25 protein-coding genes are annotated in these 26,281 nt (G+C 53.8%); 20 read left to right on the forward strand and 5 right to left on the reverse strand.

All coding sequences use genetic code 11. The features are described from left to right. Positions 1–12: 12 nt before the first annotated feature. Complete coding sequence (locus J2Z18_RS25540; protein ID WP_028405071.1) at positions 13–546, reverse strand: DinB family protein; 534 nt, start codon at positions 544–546, stop codon at positions 13–15. 82 nt (positions 547–628) lie between these two features. Further along, the gene (locus J2Z18_RS25545) at positions 629–1,576 is read right to left on the reverse strand and encodes a helix-turn-helix transcriptional regulator (RefSeq protein WP_028405070.1); all 948 of its coding nucleotides are present in this window, start codon (positions 1,574–1,576) and stop codon (positions 629–631) included. Positions 1,577–1,728: 152 nt separating this feature from the next. Here J2Z18_RS25545 and brfA point away from each other — a divergent pair, with 152 nt between their 5' ends. Genes brfA through J2Z18_RS25560 form a run of 3 tightly spaced genes read left to right on the forward strand, consistent with a single transcriptional unit; the run spans position 1,729 to position 3,463 of the window. Next, complete coding sequence (gene brfA / locus J2Z18_RS25550; RefSeq protein ID WP_051425117.1) at positions 1,729–1,983, forward strand: ribosome rescue factor BrfA; 255 nt, start codon at positions 1,729–1,731, stop codon at positions 1,981–1,983. A 1-nt stretch (position 1,984) separates the two neighbouring features. Continuing rightward, positions 1,985–2,653, forward strand: coding sequence for a ribonuclease H (gene rnhA, locus J2Z18_RS25555; RefSeq protein ID WP_210095560.1), 669 nt, complete (start codon positions 1,985–1,987; stop codon positions 2,651–2,653). Between the two features lie 27 nt (positions 2,654–2,680). Next, the gene (locus tag J2Z18_RS25560; RefSeq protein WP_210095561.1) at positions 2,681–3,463 is read left to right on the forward strand and encodes a Cof-type HAD-IIB family hydrolase; all 783 of its coding nucleotides are present in this window, start codon (positions 2,681–2,683) and stop codon (positions 3,461–3,463) included. A gap of 436 nt (positions 3,464–3,899) precedes the next feature. Here J2Z18_RS25560 and J2Z18_RS25565 read toward each other — a convergent pair whose 3' ends face one another. After that, complete coding sequence (locus J2Z18_RS25565; RefSeq protein WP_210095562.1) at positions 3,900–4,790, reverse strand: AraC family transcriptional regulator; 891 nt, start codon at positions 4,788–4,790, stop codon at positions 3,900–3,902. A gap of 133 nt (positions 4,791–4,923) precedes the next feature. On the opposite strand from J2Z18_RS25565, the gene J2Z18_RS25570 reads away from it, so the two are divergent. The 10 genes from J2Z18_RS25570 (at position 4,924) to J2Z18_RS25615 (ending at position 16,595) form a co-directional block, all read left to right on the forward strand. After that, positions 4,924–5,988 (forward strand): Gfo/Idh/MocA family protein, encoded by a 1,065-nt coding sequence (locus tag J2Z18_RS25570; protein ID WP_007131771.1) that lies wholly within the window; start codon positions 4,924–4,926, stop codon positions 5,986–5,988. After that, positions 5,981–6,715, forward strand: a complete 735-nt coding sequence (locus J2Z18_RS25575) for a ThuA domain-containing protein (protein ID WP_007131770.1) — start codon at positions 5,981–5,983, stop codon at positions 6,713–6,715. The genes J2Z18_RS25570 and J2Z18_RS25575 overlap by 8 nt, the downstream gene beginning before the upstream one ends. A 260-nt stretch (positions 6,716–6,975) precedes the next feature. Beyond that, positions 6,976–7,917 carry a DNA-binding transcriptional repressor DeoR gene (deoR, locus tag J2Z18_RS25580; RefSeq protein WP_007131769.1) on the forward strand — a complete coding sequence of 314 codons (942 nt, stop codon included), beginning with the start codon at positions 6,976–6,978 and terminating at the stop codon, positions 7,915–7,917. Positions 7,918–8,310: 393 nt separating this feature from the next. Beyond that, entirely contained in the window at positions 8,311–8,976 is a 666-nt protein-coding gene (gene deoC / locus J2Z18_RS25585) for a deoxyribose-phosphate aldolase (protein WP_144869788.1), read from the forward strand. A gap of 194 nt (positions 8,977–9,170) precedes the next feature. After that, on the forward strand, positions 9,171–10,349 hold the full coding sequence (locus tag J2Z18_RS25590) for a NupC/NupG family nucleoside CNT transporter (protein ID WP_144869790.1): 1,179 nt from the start codon (positions 9,171–9,173) through the stop codon (positions 10,347–10,349). An 84-nt stretch (positions 10,350–10,433) separates the two neighbouring features. Continuing rightward, positions 10,434–11,618, forward strand: coding sequence for a phosphopentomutase (deoB, locus tag J2Z18_RS25595; protein WP_007131766.1), 1,185 nt, complete (start codon positions 10,434–10,436; stop codon positions 11,616–11,618). Between the two features lie 19 nt (positions 11,619–11,637). Continuing rightward, positions 11,638–12,345, forward strand: coding sequence for a purine-nucleoside phosphorylase (deoD, locus tag J2Z18_RS25600; protein ID WP_007131765.1), 708 nt, complete (start codon positions 11,638–11,640; stop codon positions 12,343–12,345). Between the two features lie 202 nt (positions 12,346–12,547). Continuing rightward, a complete protein-coding gene (locus J2Z18_RS25605; RefSeq protein WP_007131764.1) occupies positions 12,548–13,849 on the forward strand; it encodes a pyrimidine-nucleoside phosphorylase in 1,302 nt (433 codons plus the stop codon). A 604-nt stretch (positions 13,850–14,453) separates the two neighbouring features. Beyond that, positions 14,454–15,419, forward strand: a complete 966-nt coding sequence (locus tag J2Z18_RS25610; RefSeq protein ID WP_028405059.1) for an MraY family glycosyltransferase — start codon at positions 14,454–14,456, stop codon at positions 15,417–15,419. A 306-nt stretch (positions 15,420–15,725) separates the two neighbouring features. Further along, positions 15,726–16,595 (forward strand): SDR family oxidoreductase, encoded by an 870-nt coding sequence (locus tag J2Z18_RS25615; RefSeq protein ID WP_007131762.1) that lies wholly within the window; start codon positions 15,726–15,728, stop codon positions 16,593–16,595. A 102-nt stretch (positions 16,596–16,697) separates the two neighbouring features. Here J2Z18_RS25615 and murQ read toward each other — a convergent pair whose 3' ends face one another. Further along, on the reverse strand, positions 16,698–17,615 hold the full coding sequence (gene murQ / locus J2Z18_RS25620; protein ID WP_007131761.1) for an N-acetylmuramic acid 6-phosphate etherase: 918 nt from the start codon (positions 17,613–17,615) through the stop codon (positions 16,698–16,700). A gap of 235 nt (positions 17,616–17,850) precedes the next feature. Next, entirely contained in the window at positions 17,851–18,795 is a 945-nt protein-coding gene (locus J2Z18_RS25625; protein WP_007131759.1) for a BadF/BadG/BcrA/BcrD ATPase family protein, read from the reverse strand. A gap of 225 nt (positions 18,796–19,020) precedes the next feature. On the opposite strand from J2Z18_RS25625, the gene J2Z18_RS25630 reads away from it, so the two are divergent. The 7 genes from J2Z18_RS25630 to J2Z18_RS25660 all read left to right on the forward strand — a co-directional run bounded on the left by J2Z18_RS25630 (position 19,021) and on the right by J2Z18_RS25660 (position 26,279). Further along, the gene (locus tag J2Z18_RS25630; RefSeq protein WP_007131758.1) at positions 19,021–19,857 is read left to right on the forward strand and encodes a MurR/RpiR family transcriptional regulator; all 837 of its coding nucleotides are present in this window, start codon (positions 19,021–19,023) and stop codon (positions 19,855–19,857) included. Between the two features lie 48 nt (positions 19,858–19,905). Continuing rightward, positions 19,906–21,303 (forward strand): ABC transporter substrate-binding protein, encoded by a 1,398-nt coding sequence (locus J2Z18_RS25635; RefSeq protein WP_007131757.1) that lies wholly within the window; start codon positions 19,906–19,908, stop codon positions 21,301–21,303. 178 nt (positions 21,304–21,481) lie between these two features. After that, positions 21,482–22,399, forward strand: a complete 918-nt coding sequence (locus J2Z18_RS25640; RefSeq protein ID WP_007131756.1) for a carbohydrate ABC transporter permease — start codon at positions 21,482–21,484, stop codon at positions 22,397–22,399. Between the two features lie 33 nt (positions 22,400–22,432). Beyond that, a complete protein-coding gene (locus J2Z18_RS25645; RefSeq protein ID WP_007131755.1) occupies positions 22,433–23,266 on the forward strand; it encodes a carbohydrate ABC transporter permease in 834 nt (277 codons plus the stop codon). 14 nt (positions 23,267–23,280) lie between these two features. Then, positions 23,281–24,387, forward strand: coding sequence for an ABC transporter ATP-binding protein (locus J2Z18_RS25650; protein WP_007131754.1), 1,107 nt, complete (start codon positions 23,281–23,283; stop codon positions 24,385–24,387). 27 nt (positions 24,388–24,414) lie between these two features. Continuing rightward, positions 24,415–25,110, forward strand: coding sequence for a hypothetical protein (locus J2Z18_RS25655; RefSeq protein WP_007131753.1), 696 nt, complete (start codon positions 24,415–24,417; stop codon positions 25,108–25,110). Further along, positions 25,107–26,279: a DUF1343 domain-containing protein gene (locus J2Z18_RS25660; protein ID WP_210095563.1), complete on the forward strand. Its 1,173-nt coding sequence runs from the start codon at positions 25,107–25,109 to the stop codon at positions 26,277–26,279. Before J2Z18_RS25655 ends, J2Z18_RS25660 begins: the two co-directional genes overlap by 4 nt. The last annotated feature ends 2 nt before the right edge of the window (positions 26,280–26,281 follow it).

Raw genomic sequence — 26,281 nt, forward strand, 5'->3', positions numbered from 1 at the left:
CTTTCCACTAAGTCAGCGTTTAGCAAACGGCGGGGGAACCGCTTCCTCATCCTGATACCAGAAAAACGCGTAATCCGTCATGGTGGAGGAGCTCCCGAGCTGGCGCAGCATGGCCGCAATATTGCCGCGATGATACGTGCCGTGATTCACTACATGCAGCACGATTTCGGACAGGCGGGTGTCCCGAATGCCTGCATACGGATTATCCAAGGTGATGACCTGCTCCAGATCCGAATGGCCGCGGAAAAAAGACAGATAACCATCGGACAGCTCGATGAACCGCAGCTGCAGCTCCTCGGCGCCGAGGTCTTCCAGCTCTCCGCCCATCTGATGGGCTTCCGTCAACGCATCCTTCATATCCGAGCCTGTCAAAACCTTCAGCCAGCTGAAGTCGACGGTATAGATATGAATCAATGCGGCGGCTACGGACGGGAAGACGCTGTGGATCTTTTGGTTGTACAGCTCGCCGGGCAGCTCCAACAGCCGGTTGAAAATCGCTTGGTTCGCCCATGCATGGTATTGATACATTTTTACGGGATATGTCATTTCAATCATCTCTCCTTTAACGCTTGGGTTTCGTTCTTGAATCCAGTGTAAACAAAAAAGTATGACAGCGGACTGTCATACTTTACGAGTAGCGTTGCAGCATTTTTTGCAATTTGGATTTCATCATGCTTCTAAGCTCGGCAGGCTCGATAATCTCGATATCGTCCCCGAAGCTCATTAGGGTTGACCAGAACCACCAGGATTCCGGCTGTTCAACTTTGAACGTCAGGCGGAGCGTACCGTCCTCCAGAAATTCACGGTGCACGTCATAGAATTGATCCATGGCTCTGGCGAGGGCGTTAGGCGATACATGCAGCACGACCTCCCGGGCATCGGGCGATGATTCCCAGGCGCGGCGTTCTTCGTCCCTTGACGAAGCCTGACGACCCGGTCCCTGCGTGTGTTCCTCCGCATGGTTGCGCTGAAACGGCTCCGCCGAGGAGGTCAGCTCCGACATTCTGGAAATGCGGAACTCCCGATAGTCCTGCCGCGTCCGGCAGTATCCATACAGGTACCAGGCACCGAATTTATACATGAGGCGCAGAGGCTCCACCTTGCGGTGGATGCGCTCGTTCTTGGCGCTGATGTACTGGAAGGCCACGGTCTGCCGGTTGGTGATGGCGCCGCGAAGGAGCCTCAGCGATTCGTTATGGGTGCGCCAGCTGCCGATGTCCATCGAAAGCCCCTGGGGCCCTGTGTTTCCGGAACGATCGATCGTTTGCAGCCGTTGGATCGTATCCAGCGCACGCTCATCCTCGAACACGGTCGACATGCTGTGCAGGATGGTGATCAGGGCGCTGACGTCATAGGAACCGAGCAGGCTTTTATCCATCTTGTACTGCTCCATGATGCCGTAGCCGCCATTCACGCCTTGGTACGATACGACCGGAATGCCGGCCGCGCAGATGGCGTCAATGTCCCGGTATATGGTCCGCTGGGATACGTTATATTTTTCAGCCAGGGCGGACGCCGATAAAATTTCGTTATTAAGGAGCATGTAGATCATCGATATGAGCCGTTCCAGCTTCATGAGACCATCCTTTCAAGAGAATGCGGATTCATTCTCCAATGATTCCGTATTATATCATAGCAAGGTTGTAAACATGTTGGATGATTCCAATCCGCACGGATTTCACGTACAATAAAGGTGCAAGCAGATAAGACCAAGGAGTGTGAACGCGCATGGCCCGTACCAAGACGCAGAAGGCGCGCCGCAAGGCGGAACGCGCAGGCACATGGAGTGCCGTCATGATGAGAAAGACAAACGAGGATTTCGGCGCACTGTCCCAGCATGTGAGAGTGAAGCCGGGCAAGCAGGAGCAGCTGAATAAGATCAAGCATAAAAAGCGGATCGGAGACGATGGCGCTTTTTTTTTATTGGGTTACGGGTTGTGGTATAGTACGCTAGAGAGGTTAGCAAGCAGGATGGAGGTTTAGCATGGCAAAGCAAAAATATTACGTGGTCTGGGTCGGCAAAGTTCCCGGCATTTATACAAGCTGGGCCGAGTGCCAGCAGCAGGTGAATCAATATACGGGCGCAAAGTTCAAGGCGTTCGAATCTAGAAGCGAAGCGGAGCAGGCCTTTGCCGCAGGATATAAAAACTACTGGGGACAATCCTCGGCCGGACAGGGAAGCGCGGGAGCCGGAGGAAGCGCGGGATATAAGCGCAGCCGCTCCATGGCGGCGGAGGATCCGGGCGAGATCGACTATGACAGCATCTCGGTTGATGTGGGAACACGGGGTAATCCCGGACCGGTCGAATATAAAGGCGTAGATACCCGAACGGGGGACATCCTCTTCTCCTGCGGGCCGATTGCGAAGGGCACCAATAATCTCGGCGAGTTTCTGGCGATCGTCCACGCCCTGGCCTATCTGAAGAAGATCGGCAGCAGCAAGACGGTGTACAGCGATTCCCTGAACGCGATCAAATGGGTGAAGCAGAAGAAGGTGGTGTCGACGCTGCCGAGGGACGCCTCCACCAAGGAAATCTGGGATCTGGTGGATCGCGCCGAAAGCTGGCTGCGTAACAATACGTATTCCAACAAGCTGCTCAAGTGGCAGACCAAGAGCTGGGGAGAAATTAAAGCCGACTACGGGCGTAAATAAATAGAGACATCAGGAGGAGGCCATACAATGAAGTATAAAGCCGTTTTTTTCGACATTGACGGAACACTTGTTAATGAAGAGAAGGAAATTCCGCAGGATACGATCGAGGCGATTGCACAGCTGAAGGAGAGCGGCATCGATGTATTTATTGCAACCGGGCGGGCGCCTTATTATTTTCAGCACTATGCGAAGCCGCTCGGCATCGATTCCTTTGTCAGCTTTAACGGCTCTTATGTCGTGTACAAAGGAAAAGTCGTGCATGAGCACCCGATTCCGGAAAAAACGCTGGAATTGCTGGAAAGCACCGCGCTTGCGAACAACCATCCAATCGTGATGCAGGGGGCTGAAGCAGGGTATGCCAACTACGAGGAGCATCCGTTCGTTGCCGAATCGTTCCATGATCTGCGGGTCGAGGTGCCCGGCTACAGAAGCAGCTACTGGAAGGAGGCGAAGGTGTACCAAGCGCTGCTGTATTGCGAAGCTCACGAGGAATCGCTGTACACGTCGGCCGAAGCTCCGTTCGGTAACCTGAACTTCGTGCGTTGGCATCGGGTGGCGATGGACGTCATTCCGGGAGGCGGCTCGAAAGCGAAGGGGATTGAAGCGGTGCTGAAGCATCTTGGAATTACCCCGGCCGAAGCCGTAGCGTTCGGGGACGGGTTGAACGATAAAGAAATGCTGGCGTACGTCGGGCTCGGCATCGCCATGGGCAATGCGCACGAAGAGGTGAAGCCGCTGGCCGATTTCGTCACCAAGCATGTGAACGAAGGCGGCATTCGCCATGGGCTGCGGCATGCGGGATTGATTTAAGGAAGCCAAGGGCAGGGGATAGCTGTCCTTGGCTTTTTTATATAGATATGCTCATATTCGGAACAGCTGGATCAGATACAAGAGAACTGCCGCATCCCAAGTTTTTGTTTTTCTGCAGCCGTCTCATCGTTCCAACACGGATACTCCATCGGCCCAATGGCCGTCACGGCGTATGATGCGAAAAAATCCATGCCACAGTATGTGGATAAACGTTGCGCCTCGCGGAGAGGAACTTGAATTCCGCTGTGCATAACATCGCTAAAAAGTTCGTTATACACAGAGTTATGAACATCATCCACGGATGCTATGGATATTTGAGCGCCCAGGCGCTATTAGAGGGGGGAGTTATCCCGGATTTGTGAACAAATGTGGAAAAGTGCAAGGATAACAAAGCGAATGGGCGGCTCGCCCAGAAAGTTATCCCCATCCTCGCTTGTCATTCCGCCTCATGCACCTGCTTGTAATATTGGTTCGGGGAGATCCCTACATATTTTTTGAATACTTTGCTGAAATAGAACGGGTCGTCCAGGCCGGTTAAATATCCGATCTCCCCGAAGCTCAGATGGGTGGCCTCGATCAGTTCCTTAGCATGGTTGATGCGGACCTGGTTCACGTAGCGCATGATCGTATGGCCCGTGAGCTTCGCAAATACTCGGTTCATATAGTCGTAGTTGCATTCAAAACGCTGCTCGATGTCGGCGCTCGTGATTTTCTCGGCGTAGTGCTCATGAATATAATCCAGAAGGGCATGCACTTTCATGTAGGTTTTGGTATACGGACTGTTCTGCTCCAGCTCATCGAACAGGCTGTGGCGCGACAGCTCGATCAGCATCTCCATGAATTTCAAGGCGGTCATGGTGCGGTTAAAATGCTTCCGCCGATAGAGCTGCAGCATTTCTCCCAGCGCGTGAACCATATGATGGAGACTCTTCTTCTGCGTCAAGGAGCAGTTCTTCGGAAAATATAGCTTCCTGCTCCCGTTTCCGCCGCCAGGGGCCTGGCTGTTTGTCATGATCCACTGCTCGGCCAGCAGCGAAAGCGGCTGCTCCGGCACGGCCTCGATGCAGGGATGCTCGAAGTGGATATAGTAGTAATCGCATGTATGCTTCTCGATTCCTTCATGGTCGACATGCGGCTCCAGCACGAGCAAATCGCCTTTTCGCAGGATGTAAGGGATTCCGTTCTCCCGAATATGAAGCTCGCCCTTCTTGATGAAATAAAGGATGTATTCATGCGTGTTCCGTTTGAAATGGATCCAGGGATTTTTGTATGAGACAAAGCCCATCAGCTTGATTCTCGGCACGTAATCGGCATTCATCACCAGCATGGAAATGCACCCTTTCCAATGACGCGAAGTCGTTTTTGTACAAAAAGAGTAACTTTCACACATTCCCGTTCATTGTAACACAGCCTATACTCATGGTGAATGAAACGAAGGACGTACAGGAGGATGGTTCACCGTGACACTCAGAATAGGCGTGATCGGTTTAGGCGGAATCTCAGGCGCCCATATCGCCGGTATTCTGGCCAGTCCTGATGCCGAAGTGTGGGCGATCTGCGACAGCAGCGAGGAGGCGCTTCAGGCGAAGGGCGACCAGCTCGGCGTGCCGGAGTCGCGCCGGTATCTGCATCATGAAGCGCTGCTGGCCGATCCGAACGTGGATGCCGTTACGATCGGAACGCCGAATCACAATCATTATACGATCGCTTATGCGGCGATCAAGCACCGGAAGCCGTTTGCGCTCGAAAAGCCCGTCGCTTTGGACACCAGGGAAGCGGCGATGCTTAAGGATTTGCTCCTTCAGGACGAACTGCCGCATATGATTTGCTTCTCCTACCGGTATAAGGCCGCCGTCCGCTATGCCAAGTTTCTGATCGAGCAGGGCAAGCTTGGCGCGATCCGCCATGTGTACAGCCAATACTTGCAGAGCTGGGCGATCCCGGAGCAGCTGCCGCTGGTGTGGCGGTTTCGGAAGGCATTTTCCGGATCGGGTGCTTTAGGCGATTTGGGATCGCATATACTCGATATGGAGCGGTTCCTTGTCGGGGATGTGGAGCGGGTGTTCTCCGATGCCGGCACGATCATCCGGCAGAGGGAGCTTCCGGAAGGCGGGGGACAAGGCCCGGTCGACGTCGATGATTACTGCCACGTCCTTGCCCGTATGGAAGGAGGCATCTCCTCGACGATGACGATCTCCAGATTCGCTTACGGCCGGGGCAATTACCAGCAGCTTGAGATTTATGGCGAGAAGGGAGCTCTGGTCTATAACCTGGAGGAAGCGGACAGCTTATACGTGAATCTGGCGGATGAAGGGGATACCGGCTTCCGGAAGGTCGACATTCCAAGGGAATATCAGGCGGATCAGATGCAGGCATTTTTCAATGTCGTGAACGGGAAGGGAGACGGATTGGACGCGACGATGACGGACGGATACATCAATCAGAGAACGATCGACGCGATCATCCAGTCCTTCACGGAGGAACGGTGGATACCGATAACCAAGGAGGTTTCAGCAATTGGCTAATATCAACGTAACGGTATGGAATGAATTCAGACATGAACGGCATAATGAGGCGATCGCAAGCATTTACCCGAAGGGGATTCATCAGGCGATCGCGGATTTTCTGGAGAAGGACGGTGAGCTGAAGGTGCGCACGGCCGTCCTCGACGATCCCGAGCATGGACTGACGGATGACGTGCTGGCGTCAACGGATGTCCTGCTCTGGTGGGGCCACGTGGCCCATGGGGAAGTGAGCGACGACATTGTGGAGAAGGTGCGCCAGCGCGTCTTGGACGGCATGGGGCTGATCGTCCTTCATTCGGGCCATGCATCGAAGATCTTCCAGCGTCTGCTCGGCACGAATACCGGGGCGCTCAAATGGCGGGATGACGGGGAGAAGGAGCGGCTGTGGGTGATCGATCCGAGCCATCCGATCGTCAGCGGACTTGGGGAATATATCGAGATTCCTAAGGAGGAGATGTACGGCGAGCGCTTTGAAATTCCGGCTCCGGATGAGCTCGTCTTTGTCTCCTGGTTCGAAGGCGGCGAGGTGTTCCGCAGCGGCTGCTGCTATAAACGAGGGCGCGGCAAGCTGTTCTATTTCCGGCCGGGTCATGAGGCGTTCCCGACCTACTATCAGCCGGAAATTCAGCAGGTGATCACCAATGCCGTGCATTGGGCGGCGCCGCTGCAAGGGTCGAAAACCTCCTACGGGCGTGTATCGCCGCTGGAATACAGCCATACGACATAACATCCAGCAGCCAAAATCCAATGGATCTAATGAATATGCAGAGGCACCTGCTAAGGCGCGTTATTTTCTCGGGCATCCCGGTGAATAAGGCCCCCGCCAGGTGCTTTATTCTTGTCTGCAATAGGGTCGATTGATGGAACTATTCGGATTTACGTCATTAATCATTCATGCACTTAAGATAAACCGATATCGATATTTGCTCCGGAACGCTGTATAATGTACGAAAATTCGTAAACGACACGAGCAAAGTGGGTTGGAGCATGGAACAGGACAAGCAGCGCCTCAGCATCGAGGCGGCAAGATTATATTATTTATCGGATTACAGCCAGCAGGACATTGCGGCAAGATTGGGCGTCTCCCGTCCGACGGTCTCCAGGCTGCTACAGCATGCCAAGGAGCAGGGATATGTGCAGATATCGATCGTGGATCCGCAGGAGGATCTGGATGCGCTGGGCGAACGCGTCAAGAAGCGGTACAAGCTGGATCAGGTGCTGGTGAGCTATTCGCCGATCAATGAATACCGGGAGATTCAGAAGCATATCAGCAGGAAAGCCGCCGACTATTTGCATGAAATCGTGAAGGACTCGGACATTATCGGCGTGACCTGGGGAACGACGATGCACGCGGTCGCGCTTCAGCTGCGGGACAAGCCGGTCCGCGGTGTCGAGGTAGTGCAGCTGAAGGGCGGCGTGAGCCATTCGCAGGTCAATACGTATGCCGCCGAGACGGTTCATCTGTTTGCTGAGGCGTATCATACGCTGGCCCGGTATTTACCGCTTCCGGTCATTTTCGACAGCGTGGAGCTGAAGGAAATGGTGGAGAGGGACCGTCATATTCAGCGTATCATTCAGCTTGGCAAACAGGCGAATATCGCGATCTTTACGGTCGGCACCGTCCATGAGGATGCGCTTCTCTTCCGGCTCGGCTATCTTAGCGAGGAGGAGCAGCAGCTGCTTGCGCGCGTCGGCGCCGGGGATATCTGCTCCCGCTTCTTTGATGCGAAGGGCCGGATATGCAGCGAAGAGATCAACAACCGGACGGTGGGGATCGATCTGGAGGCTCTTCGGGACAAGGAGAGATCCATCCTTGTCGCCGGCGGAAGGAAGAAGCTGGCCGCGATTCGGGCGGCGCTGGTCGGAGGCTACGCGAACACGCTCGTCACGGATCAATTTACGGCGCAGGCGCTGCTCGGAACGGATTGAACGATAGGGAAGCTCGTTAAATGAATAGCTCGTAAAGAAAACCTTATGAACGGGGAAGAAGGCTTATGCGGCTAAGCTCCGGTTCATAAGGTTTTTTGCTGCGTCTGGCGCCTTCCATTTGATCAAGCGGTGGTTAGTCTGATTATGTTTACCCGAACAGGGTATAGAGCATAATAAGCAGACTCCTGTGTAAGAAAATTCCTGTATGGAATGATCATCGAGTGGCGAACAATGATAAAGATCATTGCCATAAATCGGCATGAACATAATTTCATAAGGTGTTTTACATATGTTCAGAGCTGTGATATGATGGTTCCCGTTGATAGGTTTTTGATAGAATGATAGCGCTTTACAGAGGGTTGGAAATGATGACGAAAAGGAGTGTTTTCAGCAATGAATATTGCAGGAATGATTGATCATACGCTGCTCAAGGCGGACGCAACCGAGACAGAGATTCGGAGAATAACGGAAGAGGCCAAGAAGTATGAATTTGCTTCGGTATGCGTCAACCCCGGCTGGGTTAAATTTTGCGCCGAGCAGCTGGCAGGAACGAAGGTAAAGGTATGCACCGTCATCGGATTCCCGCTGGGTGCGACAACTTCGGCCGTCAAGGCTTTTGAAACGAAGGATGCGATTGCCAACGGAGCCACTGAAGTGGACATGGTAATTAACATCGGCGCGCTGAAGGACGGCAATTACGAATTGGTGCAGAGCGACATTCAATCCGTGGTGGATGCGGCGGCAGGCAAGGCGCTGGTCAAGGTCATTATCGAGACAAGCCTGCTCACGGATGAAGAAAAGGTGCGGGCATGCGAGCTGGCGGTTAAAGCCGGCGCGGATTATGTGAAGACCTCGACCGGCTTCTCGACCGGCGGCGCGACACCGGAGGACGTGGCTCTGATGCGGAAAACGGTGGGCGAGAGCACAGGCGTCAAAGCTTCCGGCGGCGTTCGCAGCAGAGAAGACATGGAGCGAATGATTGAAGCGGGCGCAACGCGCATCGGCGCGAGCTCGGGCGTTAAAATTATGGAGGGCGGACAATCGACGTCATCCTATTAGAGGTTGTTCTAAAAGTCTTTAGATCACGAAATGAATCAAGAAGTAACTCGGCATCGAATCTTGAACTCTGCCGGACCTTCCGCTGAAAACTCGACTTATTGAACACGTTCTATTAAGGATCAGCTGCTAGAATTGGTGTTTCAGGCAATCTGTAATGTTCTACAAAAAAAATCACCTATGGGGGAACAACGAGGATGAAATATTTAATCGCCATATTGGGCTTGCTGGTCGTTTTCGGTCTGGCGTTCATCATAAGCAACGATAAGCGGAACATCCGCTATCGTCCGCTGGCCGTCATGATTCTGCTTCAACTGATTCTCGGATTTATTTTGCTGAATACGGGCGTCGGTGAGTATCTTGTTAGAGGGATCGCCAATACCTTCGAGGCGCTGCTTGGATATGCAGGGGAAGGGATTGAATTCGTGTTCGGCGGGATTGCCAATGAAGGTGCCGGACCTTTCTTCCTCAATGTGCTGCTACCGATCGTGTTTATTTCCGCGTTGATTGGTATACTTCAATATATTAAGGTGCTTCCGTTTATCGTACGATATATCGGTTTGATCTTAAGCAAAATCAACGGTATGGGAAAGCTGGAATCCTATAATGCGGTAGCGTCGGCGATCCTTGGGCAATCCGAGGTGTTTATTTCGGTCAAGAAGCAGATTGCGCGTATTCCGAAGCATCGGATGTATACGCTTTGCGCATCGGCCATGTCCACCGTGTCGATGTCCATCGTCGGTGCATACATGACGATGATCGAGCCGCGCTACGTCGTAACGGCGATTGTGTTGAACCTGTTTGGCGGATTTATTATTGCATCGATCGTCAACCCTTATAAGGTGGATAAAGATGAAGATATCCTGGAAGTTCAGGAGGAAGAGAAGCAGTCCTTCTTCGAAATGCTGGGCGAGTACATCATGGACGGCTTTAAGGTCGCCATCACGGTTGCGGCGATGCTTCTCGGATTCGTTGCGCTCATCGCCATGATTAACGGGATCTTCAACCTCATCTTCGGGATTACGTTCCAGCAGCTGCTTGGATTTATTTTCGCTCCGATCGCCTTCGTTATGGGCGTACCTTGGACAGAAGCCGTGGATGCGGGCAGCATCATGGCTACCAAGCTGGTATCCAACGAATTTGTGGCGATGCTTGATCTGGGCAACTTTACGAACCTGTCCGAGCGTACAATCGGTATCGTATCGGTATTCCTCGTTTCCTTCGCGAACTTCTCCTCGATCGGCATTATTGCCGGAGCCGTCAAGGGCTTGAACGAGAAGCAGGGAAATGTGGTTGCGCGCTTCGGCTTGAAGCTGCTGTATGGTGCGACCTTGGTCAGCGTGCTCTCCGCTACCATTGCGGGCCTGTTCCTGTAGGACCGTCACAAACAAAACCATGGGAAGCACCGTAACCGTATGACTTTTGATGGAACATCAATTATGTTAAGGGGGAGCTTGGATATGGAACGTTTCAAACGAATTCACCTGATCGTGCTTGACTCCGTCGGGATCGGCGAAGCGCCGGATGCGGCCGACTTCGATGATGTCGGTTCCGATACGCTTGGTCATATCGCCCGGGAGTGCAAAGGACTGAACATGCCGAATATGGCTTCGCTCGGCCTGTCCAACATTCGTGAGATCGAAGGCATTCCCGCAGCCGATCAGCCGCGGGCATTTTATACCAAGATGCAGGAGGCTTCAAACGGCAAGGATACGATGACCGGCCACTGGGAGATCATGGGCCTGTACATCGATACCCCGTTCCGCGTGTTCCCGGAAGGGTTTCCGGATGAGCTCATTCAGCGCATTGAGCAGAAAACCGGCCGCAAAGTGATCGGCAACAAACCGGCCAGCGGCACCGAAATCATTGCCGAGCTCGGCGAAGAGCATGTCAAGACCGGTGCTTTGATCATTTACACCTCCGCGGATTCCGTGCTCCAAATCGCCGCTCACGAGGACGTCGTTCCGCTTAAAGAGCTGTATGAAATCTGCGAATTTTGCCGCGAGATCACGCTGGAGGATCCTTATATGCTGGGCCGCATTATCGCCCGTCCGTTCGTCGGAGAGGCTGGCAGCTTCAAGCGCACCGCCAATCGTCATGACTATGCCCTTAAGCCGTTCGGCAGAACGACGATGAACGAGCTGAAGGATGCGGGCTTCGATGTGATCGCCCTCGGCAAAATCTCGGATATTTATGATGGCGAAGGCATCACCAAGGCCGTGCGGACGGTGTCCAATATGGACGGAATGGATAAAATGATCCAAACCATGGACGAGGAGTTTACCGGCCTCAGCTTCCTCAATCTGGTCGATTTCGATGCGGTGTACGGTCACCGCCGCGACCCGAAAGGTTACGGCCAGGCTCTGGAGGATTATGACAAGCGGCTTCCTGAAGTGTTCGATAAGATGACGGAGGAGGATCTGCTGATCATTACGGCCGATCACGGCAACGACCCGACCTATAAGGGAACGGACCACACGCGCGAATACGTGCCGCTTCTCGTATATTCGCCGCGCTTTGAACGGGGCGGGGAGCTGCCGCTTCGCCGTACCTTTGCCGATATCGGGGCTACCGTAGCGGACAACTTCGGCGTGAAGCTTCCGGACCACGGCACCAGCTTTTTGAACGAACTGCAAACCAATTGAATGAGTGGAGGAATGGGACATGAGTACACATATTGGAGCGAAACCGGGCGAGATTGCGGAATCCATCCTGCTGCCGGGGGACCCGCTGCGGGCTAAATACATCGCCGACACGTACCTGGAAGATGTGATCTGCTACAACGAAGTACGGGGGATGCTCGGATTTACGGGCACTTATAAAGGCAAACGCGTATCGGTCCAAGGCACCGGCATGGGTGTGCCGTCCATTGCGATTTACGTGAACGAGCTGATCCGGGAGTACGGCGTCAAAAACCTGTTTCGGGTCGGTACTTGCGGCGCAATGCAGGAGCATGTCCACGTCCGCGACGTCATTCTCGCCCAGGCGGCGTGCTCGGATTCCGGCATGAACCGCCACCACTTTAACGGCTACGATTATTCGCCGATTGCCAGCTTCCCGCTGCTGCTCGGAGCGTATGAGCGCGGAAAGGAAAAAGGGCTCAATATGCATGTCGGCAATATTTTTACATCGGATGTGTTCTACCGCGAGGACAAATCGGTCGTTGAGAAGCTGATGCAGCATGGCGTGCTTGGCGTGGAGATGGAGACGACGGCGCTCTACACGATTGCCGCAAGATACGGCGTCAATGCCTTGACGATTCTGACGGTAAGCGACCATCTGCTGACTGGGGAAGAGACGTCCTCCGAGGAGCGCCAAACGACGTTTAACGACATGATGGAAGTCGCGCTGGATACGGCGATATCCTTATAAATAAGGCCCGAGGCAAGGGGAAGACAGCTTTAAAGCCAAGGGCGCGCCGTAACGAGGCTGCAGCACGATGATCGCCGCGGATGCCCGGACGGCGCGCCTACGGTTTGGAACGGCACGGTATGCTGGTTTCGCTGCAATGCATACAGCGAGGCTGACGGATGAAGGAGTTACGATCATCGCATAAGAGTGAGGAGAATGTACGATGAGAATGGTTGATTTGATTGCGAAGAAACGCGACGGCAAGGAACTGACAACTGAAGAGATCAATTTCTTTATCGAAGGATACACGAAGGGAGATATTCCCGATTACCAGGTCAGCGCCATGAATATGGCGATTTATTTCCAAGACATGTCGGACCGGGAACGGGCCGATTTGACGATGGCGATGGTGAACTCCGGAGAAACGATTGATCTGTCCGCAATTGAGGGAATCAAGGTCGACAAGCACTCCACCGGAGGGGTCGGCGATACGACGACGCTTGTCCTGGCACCGCTCGTGGCCGCACTCGATATCCCCGTGGCGAAGATGTCCGGGCGCGGGCTCGGCCATACCGGAGGCACGATTGACAAGCTGGAGTCGATTCCGGGCTTCCATGTGGAGATCAGCAAGGAAGAGTTTGTGAACCTGGTCAATCAGCATAAAATCGCGGTCATCGGGCAGACGGGGAACCTCACTCCGGCCGACAAGAAGCTGTATGCCCTTCGGGATGTCACGGCTACCGTCAATTCCATCCCGCTGATTGCAAGCTCGATCATGAGCAAGAAAATCGCTGCCGGCTCCGACGCCATCGTGCTGGACGTCAAGACCGGCGCGGGCGCCTTCATGAAAACGGTGGAGGATGCGAAGGAGCTTGCGCATGCCATGGTGAGCATCGGCAACAATGTCGGCCGCAAGACGATGGCGGTCATCTCGGACATGAGCCAGCCGCTGGGCGTTGCCATCGGCAATTCGCTGGAGGTGCAGGAGGCGATCTTGGCCCTTCGCGGCGAAGGTCCGAAGGATCTGGAGGAGCTGTGCCTTGCATTAGGCCGACAGATGGTCTATCTCGCCCGTAAGGCGGAGTCGCTGGAAGAGGCGGAGGAGATGCTGAGAGAGGTCATCCGCAACGGCAAAGCACTGGAGAAGTTCAAGGAATTCATCCAGAACCAGGGCGGTGACCCGTCCGTGGTGGATGATCCGGACCGGCTGCCGAAGGCGAAGTATCTGATCGAGCTTCCGGCTCAGCGGGACGGCGTCGTGGCCGAGCTCGTCGCGGACGAAATCGGCACGGCGGCAATGTGGCTCGGCGCCGGACGCGCGACGAAGGAATCCGAGATCGATCTGGCTGTCGGCCTGATGCTTAACAAGAAGGTCGGCGATACGGTCAAGAAGGGCGAATCGCTCGTGACGATCCACGCGAACCGCGAAGACGTGGAAGACGTGAAGCAGAAGCTGTATGAGAGCATCCGGATTGACGATCATGCCGATGCACCGGTTCTGGTGTACGACATTGTAACGGAATAATCGGGATTTCTCGAGCCGTTCGGGTGCACTGCGCTTGGTAACGACAGCCATTCGGTGATGCCGGGCTAGCGATTACCTTCATTTAACGGAAGAACAAGCAAGCTTATGCCTGTCCCTTGATGCGCAAGAGAAGGGGCGGGCTTTTTGTGCATGAAAAAAGGGTCATATTTCAGCTGATACCCCTCATAGAATGATAATGGGGAAAGGTAAAGCAACGCTTATGGGAGAGGCAGATCGCCGGTCAAGAGCCAACCTTGGATGAGGGAGGCTTGTGCCATGACCATTGATCAGTTGATTGCTTTGCTTGGACTTATCATTATGATCATCGGGCTTGCGGTGAATAAGAAACAATCTTAGTCCGCCGGTCCGAAGGAGCTGTCGCCAGGCAGAGAGTTGCTGTGCTGGCGGCGGCTTTTTTTTCATGTCCCTGTGTCTTGGCACGGAGGAATAACTGCGGCTGGGAAGGGAACCCTACCACAGAAATGAAAAAATTCATTGCATTTTCTTAAGAGAATCTTATGTCGATAGGTTGATAGAGTTGGACGAAAGTCATATACTGAGGTTGCAATGTTCTCCATCATTCATCATTTATTGGGAGGAAATCATGCTATATCTAACAGCGTTTGTCATATCGATGGTGCTGGTTCTCGTGCTGATTCCGCCGTTTCGGAAGCTGGCGATCAAAATTGACTTTGTGGACAAGCCAAGACCTGACTCCGAGCGGAAAATTCACCGCGAACCGATTCCGCTGACTGCGGGAATCGCCATTTTCATCGGATTTTTCATTACGTATTTTGCACTGACCGGTACGATCTCCAGGGAAGCGGTGGGGATTTTTATCGGGAGCGTCCTGATTCTCGGCATCGGGCTTGTCGATGACTGGTACAAATCGCAGGGGAAAGAGCTCGCCTCCCTGCCGAAGCTGATCGTTCAAATCTCCGCCGCCGTCATTGTATACAGCTACGGCATCCAATTCGAGGGCTTCAACAACCCGTTCACCGGCCATTACATCAACCTGCCGGAATGGCTGCAGCTGATTTTGACCATTTTCTGGATTTTCGGCGTTACGACGGTTATTAATTTCTCGGACGGCATTGACGGTCTAGCCGGCGGGCTGTCCGCCATTTCGGGCGGAACGCTGTTTGTTGTCGCCATGACGATGGGGCAGAGCGAATCCGCTTTGCTGGCTGTAATTCTGGTGGGCGCCGCGCTCGGATACCTGCGCTATAACAAGCCGCCAGCCCGGGTGTTTATGGGGGATGCGGGCGCTACCTTCCTCGGATTCATCCTCGGCATTATCGCCTTGGACGGGGCATTCAAGGGAGCGACGCTGGCTTCGTTGTTCATCCCGATCTTTGCCCTGGGCGTGCCGATCATCGATAACGTGATCGTCGTTATTCGCAGAATGCTGCAGTCGAAGCCGATCTACCAGGCGGATGCCTCGCAGGCGCACTATCGCCTGCTCGCAACCGGGCTTAACCAGAAGCAGACGCTGGTTTTCCTCTGCCTTCTGAATCTGTGCTTCGGCCTTACGGCGATCATCCTGGCTTTGAATGAAGCCGGTGCCTAGGCGCATAACAGCGACCAAGCATAAGAGCAGCGAATAGGTCATATAACATTCCAAGAATCTCGTCTCCAAAGCTGGCGGCGGGATTTTTTTAGATATCCGAAGGTATAAGCATCGTCGGATCTGCAGCCTGATATAGCAGGAACTACCGTTAAACGCGGTCTGCCTTCTTTGAGAGCGCGTCGATAGACGTTTTTCTCGCTATCAAAGATACGAAGCCAATACGCCCGTCAGAAGCAGATAGCATTGAACGGTACGAAACTAACCTGCTGTCGGATCAGGCCTATTGAACGAAGGAGGGGAACAAGGATGAGCGATATGTCAGGGAAAATAGCGATCATTACGGGGGCCAACTCGGGTATGGGGCTCGCATCCACGATTGCGCTTGCCCGTATGGGGGCGCATGTGATTATGGCTTGCCGAAGTCAGGCGAGAGGGGAGGCGGCGCTTGAGCAGGCGAAACAGGCATGTAACGGATGCGGTGACATCCGTCTGATGCAGCTTGATTTGGGTTCATTCTCAAGCATCCGGCAGTTCGCATCCGAGTACCAAGCACAGTATGACCGCCTTGACGTCCTGCTGAACAATGCGGGCGTCGTCACGATCAAACGGGAGACGACGGCCGACGGATATGAAGCGATGCTTGGGGTCAACCATCTGGGCCATTTTCTGCTCACGAACCTGCTTCTCGGTCCGTTGAAACAGGCGCAGCAGGGGAGGATCGTCAACGTATCCTCCGGCGCGCACAAAATCGGAAGAATTCATTGGGAGGATCCGAATCTGTCCAAAGGCTTTCATGTAGCGAAGGGGTATGCCCAGTCCAAGCTGGCTAATATCCTGTTTACGAAAGAGCTGGCGCGCCGCCTGTCCGGGACGGGGGTGACGGCCAATGCGCTTCATCCTGGCGCGGTCAGCACGAGCATCGGCGTAAACAGGGAGACGGGGTTCGGCAAGGCGGTGCATCGGGTGCTCCGGCCGTTCTTCCTTACGCCGGATGAAGGCGCCAAAACCGCAGTATATTTGGCTTCGGCTCCGGAGGTGGAGCAGGTGACGGGCGAATATTTCGTCAAGTGCAAGCCGGTTCGAACGACAGAGAAGGCCGGCGATCCGCAGCTTGCGGCTAGGCTGTGGGAATGGAGCGAGCGTCAGACGGGATTGACGGGACGGGATTCAATCTAAGACGAATAAACGGGGATCCTCAGATCATCATTGATCTGCAGGATCCCCGTTTATCGTTATAGTGGAATAGCTGACGGCTTAGGGCGATGCCCTGACCGGTTGTCAAGAGCCCTTGTGGGCTTTCAGATTGATGGCGCTGCGCACAAAACCGTTCGTGCCCTCGAGCAGCCTTGCTGCCTCTTCGGCATTCACGTTGGCCAGCAGCATGACGATGGCGGTTTTGACATGCGCTCCAGCCTCGAAGTAAGCCTTCTCTACGTCCTCGTCGGATGCGCCGGTAGCTAGCGTGATTATGCGCTTGGCGCGGTGTACAAGCTTGTTGTTGGATGGATTGAGATCGACCATCAGGTTTTTGTACACTTTGCCGATCCGGATCATGGCTGTTGTTGTCAGCATGTTGAGTATCAGCTTTTGCGAAGTGCCGGCTTTCATTCGAGTAGAGCCCATAATCACTTCCGGCCCGACGACGGCTTCAATCACGAAATCGGCATCCTGATGCATCGGCGAGTTATAGTTGTTGCACAGGCCGATCACGACCGCCCCGAGCTTCTTGGCACGCCGCATAGCCCCGAGCACATAGGGAGTGCGGCCGCTGGCAGCGATGCCGATCACGACGTCTTTTTCATTGATGCCGTGCTCATTCATGTCCTGCTCGCCGAGCTCTTCGCTGTCCTCCGCTCCTTCGATCGCTTCCTTCACCGCTCGGAAACCTCCGGCGATAAGACCTTGCACCATCGACGGATCCGTCCCATAGGTTGGCGGGCACTCGGATGCGTCAAGAATACCGATCCGTCCGCTCGTTCCTGCACCGACGTAGAATAAACGGCCGCCGTTCTGAAAGGCTTCTACGATAAGATCAGCCGCCTTGGCGATGGTAGGGATCAGCTCCCGAATCGTGTCGGTGATCAGGCTGTCCTCATTATTAATCAGGGTCATAATTTCCTCTGAGCTCAACTGATCAATGTTCTGCGTATGTTCATGAGGCTGTTCGGTTGTCAATTGACTGAGAATGTTCGTCATGAGAGGTCTCCTTTTTGAAGAATTAAGAAAGCGTGCCGTGTGCGGCTGCTGTATCCGGGCATTTACCGTTGGCCGAACGAATAAACGTCGGGCAGAACCTTATGTAGGTGGTACAGCTGATCAGCGGAGTGGCAAGGGCAGCGGAGCTGCGCCGCCACTTCCTGTGCCAGGTACTTTCTTAAGTCTAGAAATATGGACGGGGCCTGATAACGGTTACAACAATTCGCCTGGATCATTAGGCTCCGTCCTGGAATAGCCGGTATGCCAGCATGGCGGCACCGTGCGCCGGTGCTCGGTCGTGCGTTGCTTCCGGGAATTGCAGCCGCGGGTAGCGTTCCCGTATCGCCGTTCGATAAGCTTCCCGGAATACGCGTGAATGCTTGAAGATCGAACCGATGCACACCACATCACTTGCAACGAATTCATGGTGCTGCATGATGAGCGCGGAAGTCGTATCCGCGAGCTCGGCGGCCTGCGAGCGGAGAATGCCAAGAGCGGCGTGGTCCCCGGCTTCCGCAGCTTCAATACAGCAGCGGGCGAAGGAAGCGATGCTCTGCTTCGTTATGGCAGGCTGGTATATATATGATTTAAGATCGGCGATATGGCCCAGCGGATAAGCCTTCAGAATCAAGCTGCTCATCCGAGTTGGCGGCAGAATCCGCTCATGGCTTTTAATGACCGACTTCAAAGTCTGAAGCCCGATCTGATACCCGCTGCCCTCATCGCCGAGAATATGCCCCCAGCCGCCGACACGGTGGATGCTCCCGGATTTCGTAATCCCGTAAGTATTGGAGCCGGTTCCTGAAATGATCAGGATTCCGTATTGGCGCTCCAGTACAGCCATTAACGAAATCTCGGCTTCGGAGCGCATGTAAATACGCGGAGAGAGCTGCCGTTCCAGGAAATGCGATTCTAGAAACTGGTGAACCCGCTGCCGTTCCTCGTCCGAGCTTATACCTGACATACCAAGGCATATTGCCGAACATGAAGCTGACGAAAGATTGAGCGGCTTCATGAGGCCATCGATCACCGTTTGAAGCTCTTTCATCGCCCCGTCAAAGGTAACGATATAAGGATTAGTGGAACCTCCAGTGAAACGGGAAAGGACTTGGCCGCTGGCGTTGATGGCTGTTGCATCAGTCTTTGTGCCACCGCCGTCGACTCCGATAAAAATTTCCATTTTGAACCACTTCGCTTTCTATATTCAGTATAGGAGAAAAAAGAGAGGTTGTAAAACAAAATTTTAAATTATGAATTAAGTATTGAAATATTATTTCACACAATTTATAATGAACTCAATCCGCTGATATTGAAAGCGATACCAGTCATGCTTTCGATCAAATCATGTCATTAAATGTTACATATCTTGTAGATCAGAGGATGAATCGTAAAAGGGGGGCAAAGGATGAACGGCGGATTGGTTCGATTGCGTGAGGTCTTTGAAACATTAAATCCGTCCGAGCGCAAAGTTGCAGCCTTCATTTTGCAGGAGCCGGCAGAGATGATACAGATGTCGGTCGCGGATCTGGCGGTTCGAAGCGGTTCAAGCCAAGCCGCGATTGTAAGGCTGTGCAAAACGATGGGCTTCAAAGGCTATCAGGATCTGAAGCTGAAGGTAGCTGGCGATTTGCAGGAGCCATTAGCCACCGGGTATCAGGATATTCGGCCCAATGACAGCATTTCTGCAATCATACAGAACGTCTCGAACAATAACATTCAATCGATTCGGGATACGATGAAGATTATGGAGGAAGGGAAGGTGGAAGAGGCCGTATCGGCCCTTGATCAGGCGAAGCGCATATTTATGTTTGGCGTAGGTGCTTCCAATCTGATCGGGATGGATGCCCAGCAGAAATTTTTGCGAATCAACAAGGTATGCATTTCGTTCCCGGACCCCCACGTTCAGCTGACATCGGCCGTAATGCTTACGCCCGAGGATGCAGCGGTATGCATATCTTACTCCGGTGAAACGAAAGAAGTGATCCGGGCAGCGAGCATCGCTAAGGAGAACGGATGCAGAACGATCGGCATTACCAAGTACGGGGATTCGACGTTAAGCCGATCGGTGGATATTCCGCTATATACCTCTTCAACGGAGAACGAAATTCGCAGCGGCGCAATGTCCTCTCGTATTACACAGCTTAATCTTATCGATATTTTATATCTTGGTGTCGCCAGCCGGAACTACGAGAGTTCGGTGAAGTATCTGGACCAGAGCCGGCAGGCCATCAAGCGGTTGTAGTTTTTCCGGCTTAACCACAAATATATTTTATGATAAGGGGAGTAGTACATGAAGAAGAAACGTTGGCTCACATTGTTGGCTTCATTAATGCTGGTCTTCACGGCAGCATGCGGAGGAGGGGGAGGAGGGACCAAGACGTCGGACGGCGGAACCTCCACCACGCCGGAAGGTAACGGAGAGGCCGCGCCGAAGCCTGATACGGTCGTCGTCTGGACTTATCCCGTTCACGGCAAATATGAAGAAGAATTGAAACAGCATGTGGCGGACCTGAAGGAGAAGTACCCTCACATTACGGTACAGACCGAAGTGCTGTCCTGGGCAGAGGGTCCGAAGAAATTCGACGTTGCCTTGAATGCCGGAAATCCGCCTGATTTGTACTTCCATGCGGTTGACGGAGCCTACGTGGACACCGGGCTCGCGCTGGAGCTTACCCCTTACATGACCGACGAGATTAAGAACGACTACCTGCCGGGCACATTGGAGCTCGGACAGATCCAAGGCAAGCAGTACGGCCTTCCGCTTTACCAGTCCCTCTGGGCATGGGGCGGCAACAAGAAGATCCTTGAGGAGGCCGGGATCGACTGGCAGTCCATTCAGGAAAACGGCTGGACCTGGAGCGAATTCAAGGAAGCTGCCGGCAAGCTGACAACCAAGCTGCCGAACGGGAATACACGCTATGCATTGGTTACGGATGGAACATCCCTGGACTTCATCGAAATGCTGACCCGCAGCAACGGCATGCCTGACGTCCTGAACGATAAGGGCGAGTTCCAATGGAATGACGAGCGCATTCTGGATACAATGACCTTCGTTTCCGACCTGCTGAAAGCCGGCCATATGCCTGCGGAAACCGCGGCAATTACGCCTGCTAAGCGGATGGACCTGTTCTATGCCGAAGAAGCGGCGATCGTATCCAAGGCGATTCCTTACTATGACGTTATGCTGCAAAACCGCGCGAAGGATATCGACAGCGGCACGGTTCAAGGCGAGAAGATCGAATTCGTTCTGCTGCCGGTGCCTCACAATGACGGTGCAGAGCGCAAGACGTCCATGTTTGGCGAAGGCTATGTGGCTTTCAGACAGAAGAAGGATAAAGGCGAAGAGCACGCGAAGAATACGTTCCTGATCATGGAAGGACTCAGCGGCGCTAAGGCCGGTAATTCTGCCAACGAGCTGGTGCTGCCGTTCGTTCGTAAATCCCAGGCTGAGTATTTCGAGGGTAAAGGGCTGGGCTCCGAGTCGACGATCAAAGCTGCTGAAATCTTTGCGAACTTTAGAGACAATCCGGTAACCTTGAGCCTGAATGCGGAAGATTCCGCGAACCAGAAGAAATTCAAGGAGCAGGTCGTTAAGCCGAACATTCAAGCGCTGTTCTCTGGCGAGAAGACGCCGGAACAAATCGCACAAGACTTCATTGACAAAGGCAAACAAATTTTAGGACAGTAATTTCAAGTAACCAGGGGGGTGTCCCGTTGTCCTTATCAGGAGCGCGGCCACTCCCTTTTTAACCGCGATTGTAACCTAAGGTTCATATCCGTCGCTTTCCGGTAACCGGATAATACAAGCGGTACCCCAAGTATTGCCAAGTCAAAAATGTTCACCTGTGCGGAAGGAGGAAATTACCATGCAGACGGCCCCGGCTCAGTCTCGGCCGCCGCGGACCCCGATGAAGGGGTATATGCGCGAGTACGGTTGGGCGTACTTATTCATCCTGGCCCCGGTTTTACTGTTTTTAATATTCACGCTGTATCCGGTCGCTTCCGCGTTTTTGATGAGCTTCCAGCAGTACAGCGTCATGGGCTCCGAATGGATCGGAACCGATAACTACACCCGAATGGTAAAGGACGAGGTGTTCTGGAAATCGATGTGGAATACGGTGCTGTTCACCGTTGGTACGGTACCGGTCAACATTATCATCACGTATGCCTTATCCTTTTTTATTTTCCAAATGAAGGATAAATGGCAGACGTTCTTTAAAGCGACCATGTATCTTCCTGCCGTCGCTTCCGGCGTGACGATCTCCGTCGTGTGGCTGGCGATTTTCGATCCGACCCATGCCGGCCTGCTGAACCGCTTCATCGGCTTGTTCGGATTCGATCCTGTGATCTGGCTGGGAAAATCGGATACGGCGCTGTTCTCGCTCATTCTGATGAACTGGCTCGGCTCTCATGGCGCAGGCATTATCCTGTACCTTGCTGCCATGGGCGGCATTCCGAAATCGCTGTATGAAGCGGCGGATATCGACCATGCCAGCGGCTGGTCCAAATTCTGGCGCATCACCTGGCCGCTCATGAAGCCGACGACATTATATCTGCTCGTGACGGGCGTTATTACGTCCTTCCAGGTATTTATCTCGGTATATCTCATGACTCAGGGCGGACCGAACTTTGCAACGACGACGATTGCCTACTTGATCTACAACACGGCATTCAACTTCTACGAATTCGGGCTGGCATCCGCGCAATCCTTCGTTCTGGCGGCGCTCATCATCGTCATTTCGGTTATCCAGTTCAAGTATTTCTCATCCGACGTCGAATACTAACGACTTCGCTTATGCTAAAGAGGGGGTGCACCCATGAAATCAAGATCGAGAGTGATTTTGCTCGTCTCAGCCTCGGTCATCCTGGTCGTATGGAGCATTCTGACCATCATTCCGCTGTACTGGATGCTCATCGGATCGGTCCAGGACACCAAGTCGGCTGCTTCGTTTATTCCGCAAATGATTCCAGACGTGCTGTCCGTGGCCCCGTATGAACGTTTCTTCAGCAAAACAAACGTCATGAGATGGTTGTTCAACTCGCTGCTCATCTCCTCCATCCTGACGGTGACGAACGTGTTCCTTGCATCGCTCGCAGGTTATGCGTTCGCGAAGCTGAAGTTTCCGGGGAATAAGGCGGTCTTCTGGATTTTGCTCAGCACCATGATGATTCCGGCTCAGGTTACACTCATTCCGCTCTATATTTTGATGATTGACGTATTTGATCTCGGGAATACATATACGGCGATTCTTCTGCCGAGTATCGTGAGCGTAGGGAACATCTTCTTGATGAAGCAGTACATGTCATCGCTGCCGACCTCGCTTATTCACGCCGCGCGCATCGACGCCTGCGGAGAGTTCGGGATCTTCTGGAAGGTCATTCTGCCGATGGCAAAGCCCGGTCTCGCCGTTCTGGCGATCTTCACATTCGTGGCATCCTGGAACGATTTCTTCTGGCCTTTCCTCGTGACCAACACGACGGAAATGAGAACCATTCAGGTAGGTCTGGCTTCCTTCGTTTACGCGGACACCACGGATTTCGGCGCACTCATGGCTGGAGCAACCGTCGCGGCCTTGCCGATGATGATACTGTTCTTCTCGCTTCAGCGCTATTTCCTGCAAGGCATCACCATTGGAGCCGTTAAAGGCTAGAAGGAGGCAACGTTATGGCACGCGTAGAATTTCGGAACATCCGAAAAGAATTTGTAGACGATAACAAAGGAACCTTCACCGCGGTTGCGGGATCGAACTTTGTCATTGAAGATAAAGAATTCGTTGTATTCGTCGGCCCTTCCGGCTGCGGGAAAACGACCTCGCTGCGCATGATCGCGGGCTTGGAGCGGCAAACGTCCGGCGATATCATCATCGGTGATCGGGTCGTGAACAATTTGCATCCGAAGGATCGCGACATTGCGATGGTATTCCAGGATTATGCGCTGTATCCGCATATGACCATCCGCGAGAATCTGTCGTTCGGCTTGAGGAATTTGAAGAAGCCTAAAGCCTATATCGAGCAAAAGGTTGCCCAGGCCGCTTCGATTCTCGGACTCGAATCCATGATCGATCGCAAGCCGCGCGAGCTGTCCGGCGGACAGCGGCAGCGCGTGGCCGTGGGCCGGGCGATCGTCCGCGATCCGCAGGTGTTCCTGTTCGATGAGCCGTTGTCGAACCTCGACGCTAAGCTTCGCGTGCAGATGCGGGTCGAGCTGTCAGAGCTGCACAAGCGGCTTGAAGCGACGATCGTTTACGTCACGCACGATCAAGTAGAGGCGATGACGCTCGGGGAGCGCATCGTCGTCATGAACAACGGGATCATCCAGCAGATTGCCTCGCCGACGGAGCTGTACGCGAATCCGCAGAACATGTTCGTTGCGGGCTTTATCGGCTCCCCGCCGATGAACTTCATCGATGTGACGAAGGAAGGGAATGTGCTCCGGATGGAGGGCGGCTCGTTTACCATTCCTGACGCGATGGCGCGCGGCTTAAGCAAGTATGAGAACAAGCCTCTGATTCTCGGCGTTCGGCCGGAGCATATATCCGGCGAGGATTTGCCGGGAACGCCGAATCACGAGTACACGTATGCCGGAAAGATACAGGTCGTCGAGCATCTCGGCTCGGAGAATCTGGTATACTTCCGTATCGGCAACCGGACCGTAACGGCGAAGGTGCATCCGGAGACGACGGGTTACCCGGGCATGGACAAAACGTTTATTTTTAATTTCGACAAGGTGCATTTCTTCGATCCGGAGACGGAACAGCGTATCGATTGGTAAACAATCTGGAGGAGGAGAGGGAAGCTTATGCGCAAGCTGAATGATGTGTTAAAGAAGACGGGAGTTGAGGTATACCGCGAGATTACGAGCGTGGCACTGTACAGCATGATCACCTCGCTGGTGCTTGCGGCGGTCGTCATATTCGCTCCGGTGCTTGCGGCGCTGCTGCTGCTTCCGGTGCTGTATATGCCGCTGTTTTTCGGAGTCTGCTATGCCTACCACCGGAAGACGGAAAGAGGCAAGCCGGTGCTGAAGGATGTGTTCGAGGGGGCCGTCAAGGGGTTTCTGCCTGCCGTTGTCATGGGCTTCTTCTTCGTGGTGATGATCCTTATCCTATGGTCCACCTGGTGGTATTACGGAGGCAAAGACGGTATCGGTTACTTAGCGATCGGGGTTTTTCAGACATACTTCGTCATTATGGCCGTGGTCTCCCAATTCTACACGCTTCAGCTTGTCATTCAGGAAAACATGGGGATCTTCAAAGCGATGGCGCACAGCGTGAAGCTGTTTCTGCGTTATCCGGCTTATACGCTTGGGGCTTGCTTTCAGGCTTTATGCGTGGCCGTTCCGCTTCTTCTCACCGTGGTTGGCTTCGGCTTTCTGTTCAACGGCATGTGGGCGATATTTCAGCATAAGGCAGCTTATAATGTCTTGAATCCCGAGGAGGCGAAGCCTGCGGCTGACGGCGCCCTGTCCTCGGAGCCAGGAGGTGTCAGCATATGAGATGTTTAACCGGAATCGACAGGCTGGCGGCGGGGTTGAAGCATAACAGCATCATCGGCCGCCGGCTTGGCGTGATTACGAATCCGACGGGGCTCACGTCGGATTTTCGTTCTTCGATTGAAATCATTGCCGGTTTGCCGGAATCTGAATTGACTGCTTTATTCGCCTGCGAGCATGGGCTCCGCGGAGAGCTGCAGGCCGGCAAGCATGTTGACGATGAAGTCGATCCCATCTTCGGCGTACCGGTATACAGCTTGTATGGCGCAACGCGCAAGCCCGATGCGGCGATGCTGGAGAAGATCGATACCCTCATCTTCGATATTCAGGATCTTGGCGTGCGGTTCTACACGTACATGACGACCTTGTTGTACGCTATGGAGGCGTGCGCGGAGCACGGGAAGAGCCTGATCGTTCTGGACCGTCCGAATCCGCTCGGCGGCAATCGTGTGGAAGGCGGCCTTCTTGAGCCGGGGTATGAATCGATGGTGGGCGGGTGGCAGATCCCGATCAGCACCGGGATGACGATCGGTGAATATGCCCGGATGGCGAATGATCTGAGGGGCACGTGCTGCGACCTGGACGTCATCGGGCTGGAAGGCTGGAGCCGGGCGATGGACTATGCGGATACAGGTCTTCCGTGGATGCTCCCGTCCCCGAACATTCCGACTTTAGATACCGTCCGTTTGTACAGTGGAACCTGCTTCTTCGAAGGAACGAATCTGTCGGAGGGCAGAGGCACGACGCGGCCGTTTGAATGGATTGGCGCGCCATGGATCGACGGCGAGGCGCTGGCCAAGGCGTTTAATGCCTACCGATTGCCCGGTATTCATGCCCATTCCGTCTACATGACACCGACGTTCTCGAAGCATCAAGGCGTGAGCTGCGGGGGCGTCATGCTGTTCGTGACGGACAGCGCGAAGCTGGAGGCGGTCCGTGCAGGCCTTGTGCTGCTGCACCTGGTCAGCCGGATGTATCCGGATTCGTTCCAATGGCTGACGCCGCCCGAGGGGCGAAACCGTTATTTCATTGATCTGCTTACGGGCAGCGATGACGTGCGGAAGCATATTCATGAAGAAGAAGGGCTTCGGCGCATCACGGAGCAGTGGGAGAACGATACGGATCGGTGGAGAACGATGAGAGCCCCTTATCTTCTGTGCGGGGAGGCATAATC

The organism is Paenibacillus lactis (genome assembly GCF_017873605.1).
Lineage (GTDB): Bacteria > Bacillota > Bacilli > Paenibacillales > Paenibacillaceae > Paenibacillus_AQ > Paenibacillus_AQ lactis.

Coding starts and splice junctions, on each gene's coding strand:
- deoB (WP_007131766.1), top strand. CDS start 10,434: ATGGAACGTTTCAAACGAATTCACCTGATCGTGCTTGACTCCGTCGGG.
- brfA (WP_051425117.1), top strand. CDS start 1,729: ATGGCCCGTACCAAGACGCAGAAGGCGCGCCGCAAGGCGGAACGCGCA.
- J2Z18_RS25660 (WP_210095563.1), top strand. CDS start 25,107: ATGAGATGTTTAACCGGAATCGACAGGCTGGCGGCGGGGTTGAAGCAT.
- J2Z18_RS25635 (WP_007131757.1), top strand. CDS start 19,906: ATGAAGAAGAAACGTTGGCTCACATTGTTGGCTTCATTAATGCTGGTC.
- rnhA (WP_210095560.1), top strand. CDS start 1,985: ATGGCAAAGCAAAAATATTACGTGGTCTGGGTCGGCAAAGTTCCCGGC.
- J2Z18_RS25625 (WP_007131759.1), bottom strand. CDS start 18,795: ATGGAAATTTTTATCGGAGTCGACGGCGGTGGCACAAAGACTGATGCA.
- J2Z18_RS25655 (WP_007131753.1), top strand. CDS start 24,415: ATGCGCAAGCTGAATGATGTGTTAAAGAAGACGGGAGTTGAGGTATAC.
- J2Z18_RS25565 (WP_210095562.1), bottom strand. CDS start 4,790: ATGCTGGTGATGAATGCCGATTACGTGCCGAGAATCAAGCTGATGGGC.
- deoC (WP_144869788.1), top strand. CDS start 8,311: ATGAATATTGCAGGAATGATTGATCATACGCTGCTCAAGGCGGACGCA.
- deoR (WP_007131769.1), top strand. CDS start 6,976: ATGGAACAGGACAAGCAGCGCCTCAGCATCGAGGCGGCAAGATTATAT.
- J2Z18_RS25615 (WP_007131762.1), top strand. CDS start 15,726: ATGAGCGATATGTCAGGGAAAATAGCGATCATTACGGGGGCCAACTCG.
- deoD (WP_007131765.1), top strand. CDS start 11,638: ATGAGTACACATATTGGAGCGAAACCGGGCGAGATTGCGGAATCCATC.
- J2Z18_RS25560 (WP_210095561.1), top strand. CDS start 2,681: ATGAAGTATAAAGCCGTTTTTTTCGACATTGACGGAACACTTGTTAAT.
- J2Z18_RS25645 (WP_007131755.1), top strand. CDS start 22,433: ATGAAATCAAGATCGAGAGTGATTTTGCTCGTCTCAGCCTCGGTCATC.
- J2Z18_RS25610 (WP_028405059.1), top strand. CDS start 14,454: ATGCTATATCTAACAGCGTTTGTCATATCGATGGTGCTGGTTCTCGTG.
- J2Z18_RS25630 (WP_007131758.1), top strand. CDS start 19,021: ATGAACGGCGGATTGGTTCGATTGCGTGAGGTCTTTGAAACATTAAAT.
- J2Z18_RS25590 (WP_144869790.1), top strand. CDS start 9,171: ATGAAATATTTAATCGCCATATTGGGCTTGCTGGTCGTTTTCGGTCTG.
- J2Z18_RS25545 (WP_028405070.1), bottom strand. CDS start 1,576: ATGAAGCTGGAACGGCTCATATCGATGATCTACATGCTCCTTAATAAC.
- J2Z18_RS25650 (WP_007131754.1), top strand. CDS start 23,281: ATGGCACGCGTAGAATTTCGGAACATCCGAAAAGAATTTGTAGACGAT.
- J2Z18_RS25640 (WP_007131756.1), top strand. CDS start 21,482: ATGCAGACGGCCCCGGCTCAGTCTCGGCCGCCGCGGACCCCGATGAAG.
- J2Z18_RS25605 (WP_007131764.1), top strand. CDS start 12,548: ATGAGAATGGTTGATTTGATTGCGAAGAAACGCGACGGCAAGGAACTG.
- murQ (WP_007131761.1), bottom strand. CDS start 17,615: ATGACGAACATTCTCAGTCAATTGACAACCGAACAGCCTCATGAACAT.
- J2Z18_RS25540 (WP_028405071.1), bottom strand. CDS start 546: ATGACATATCCCGTAAAAATGTATCAATACCATGCATGGGCGAACCAA.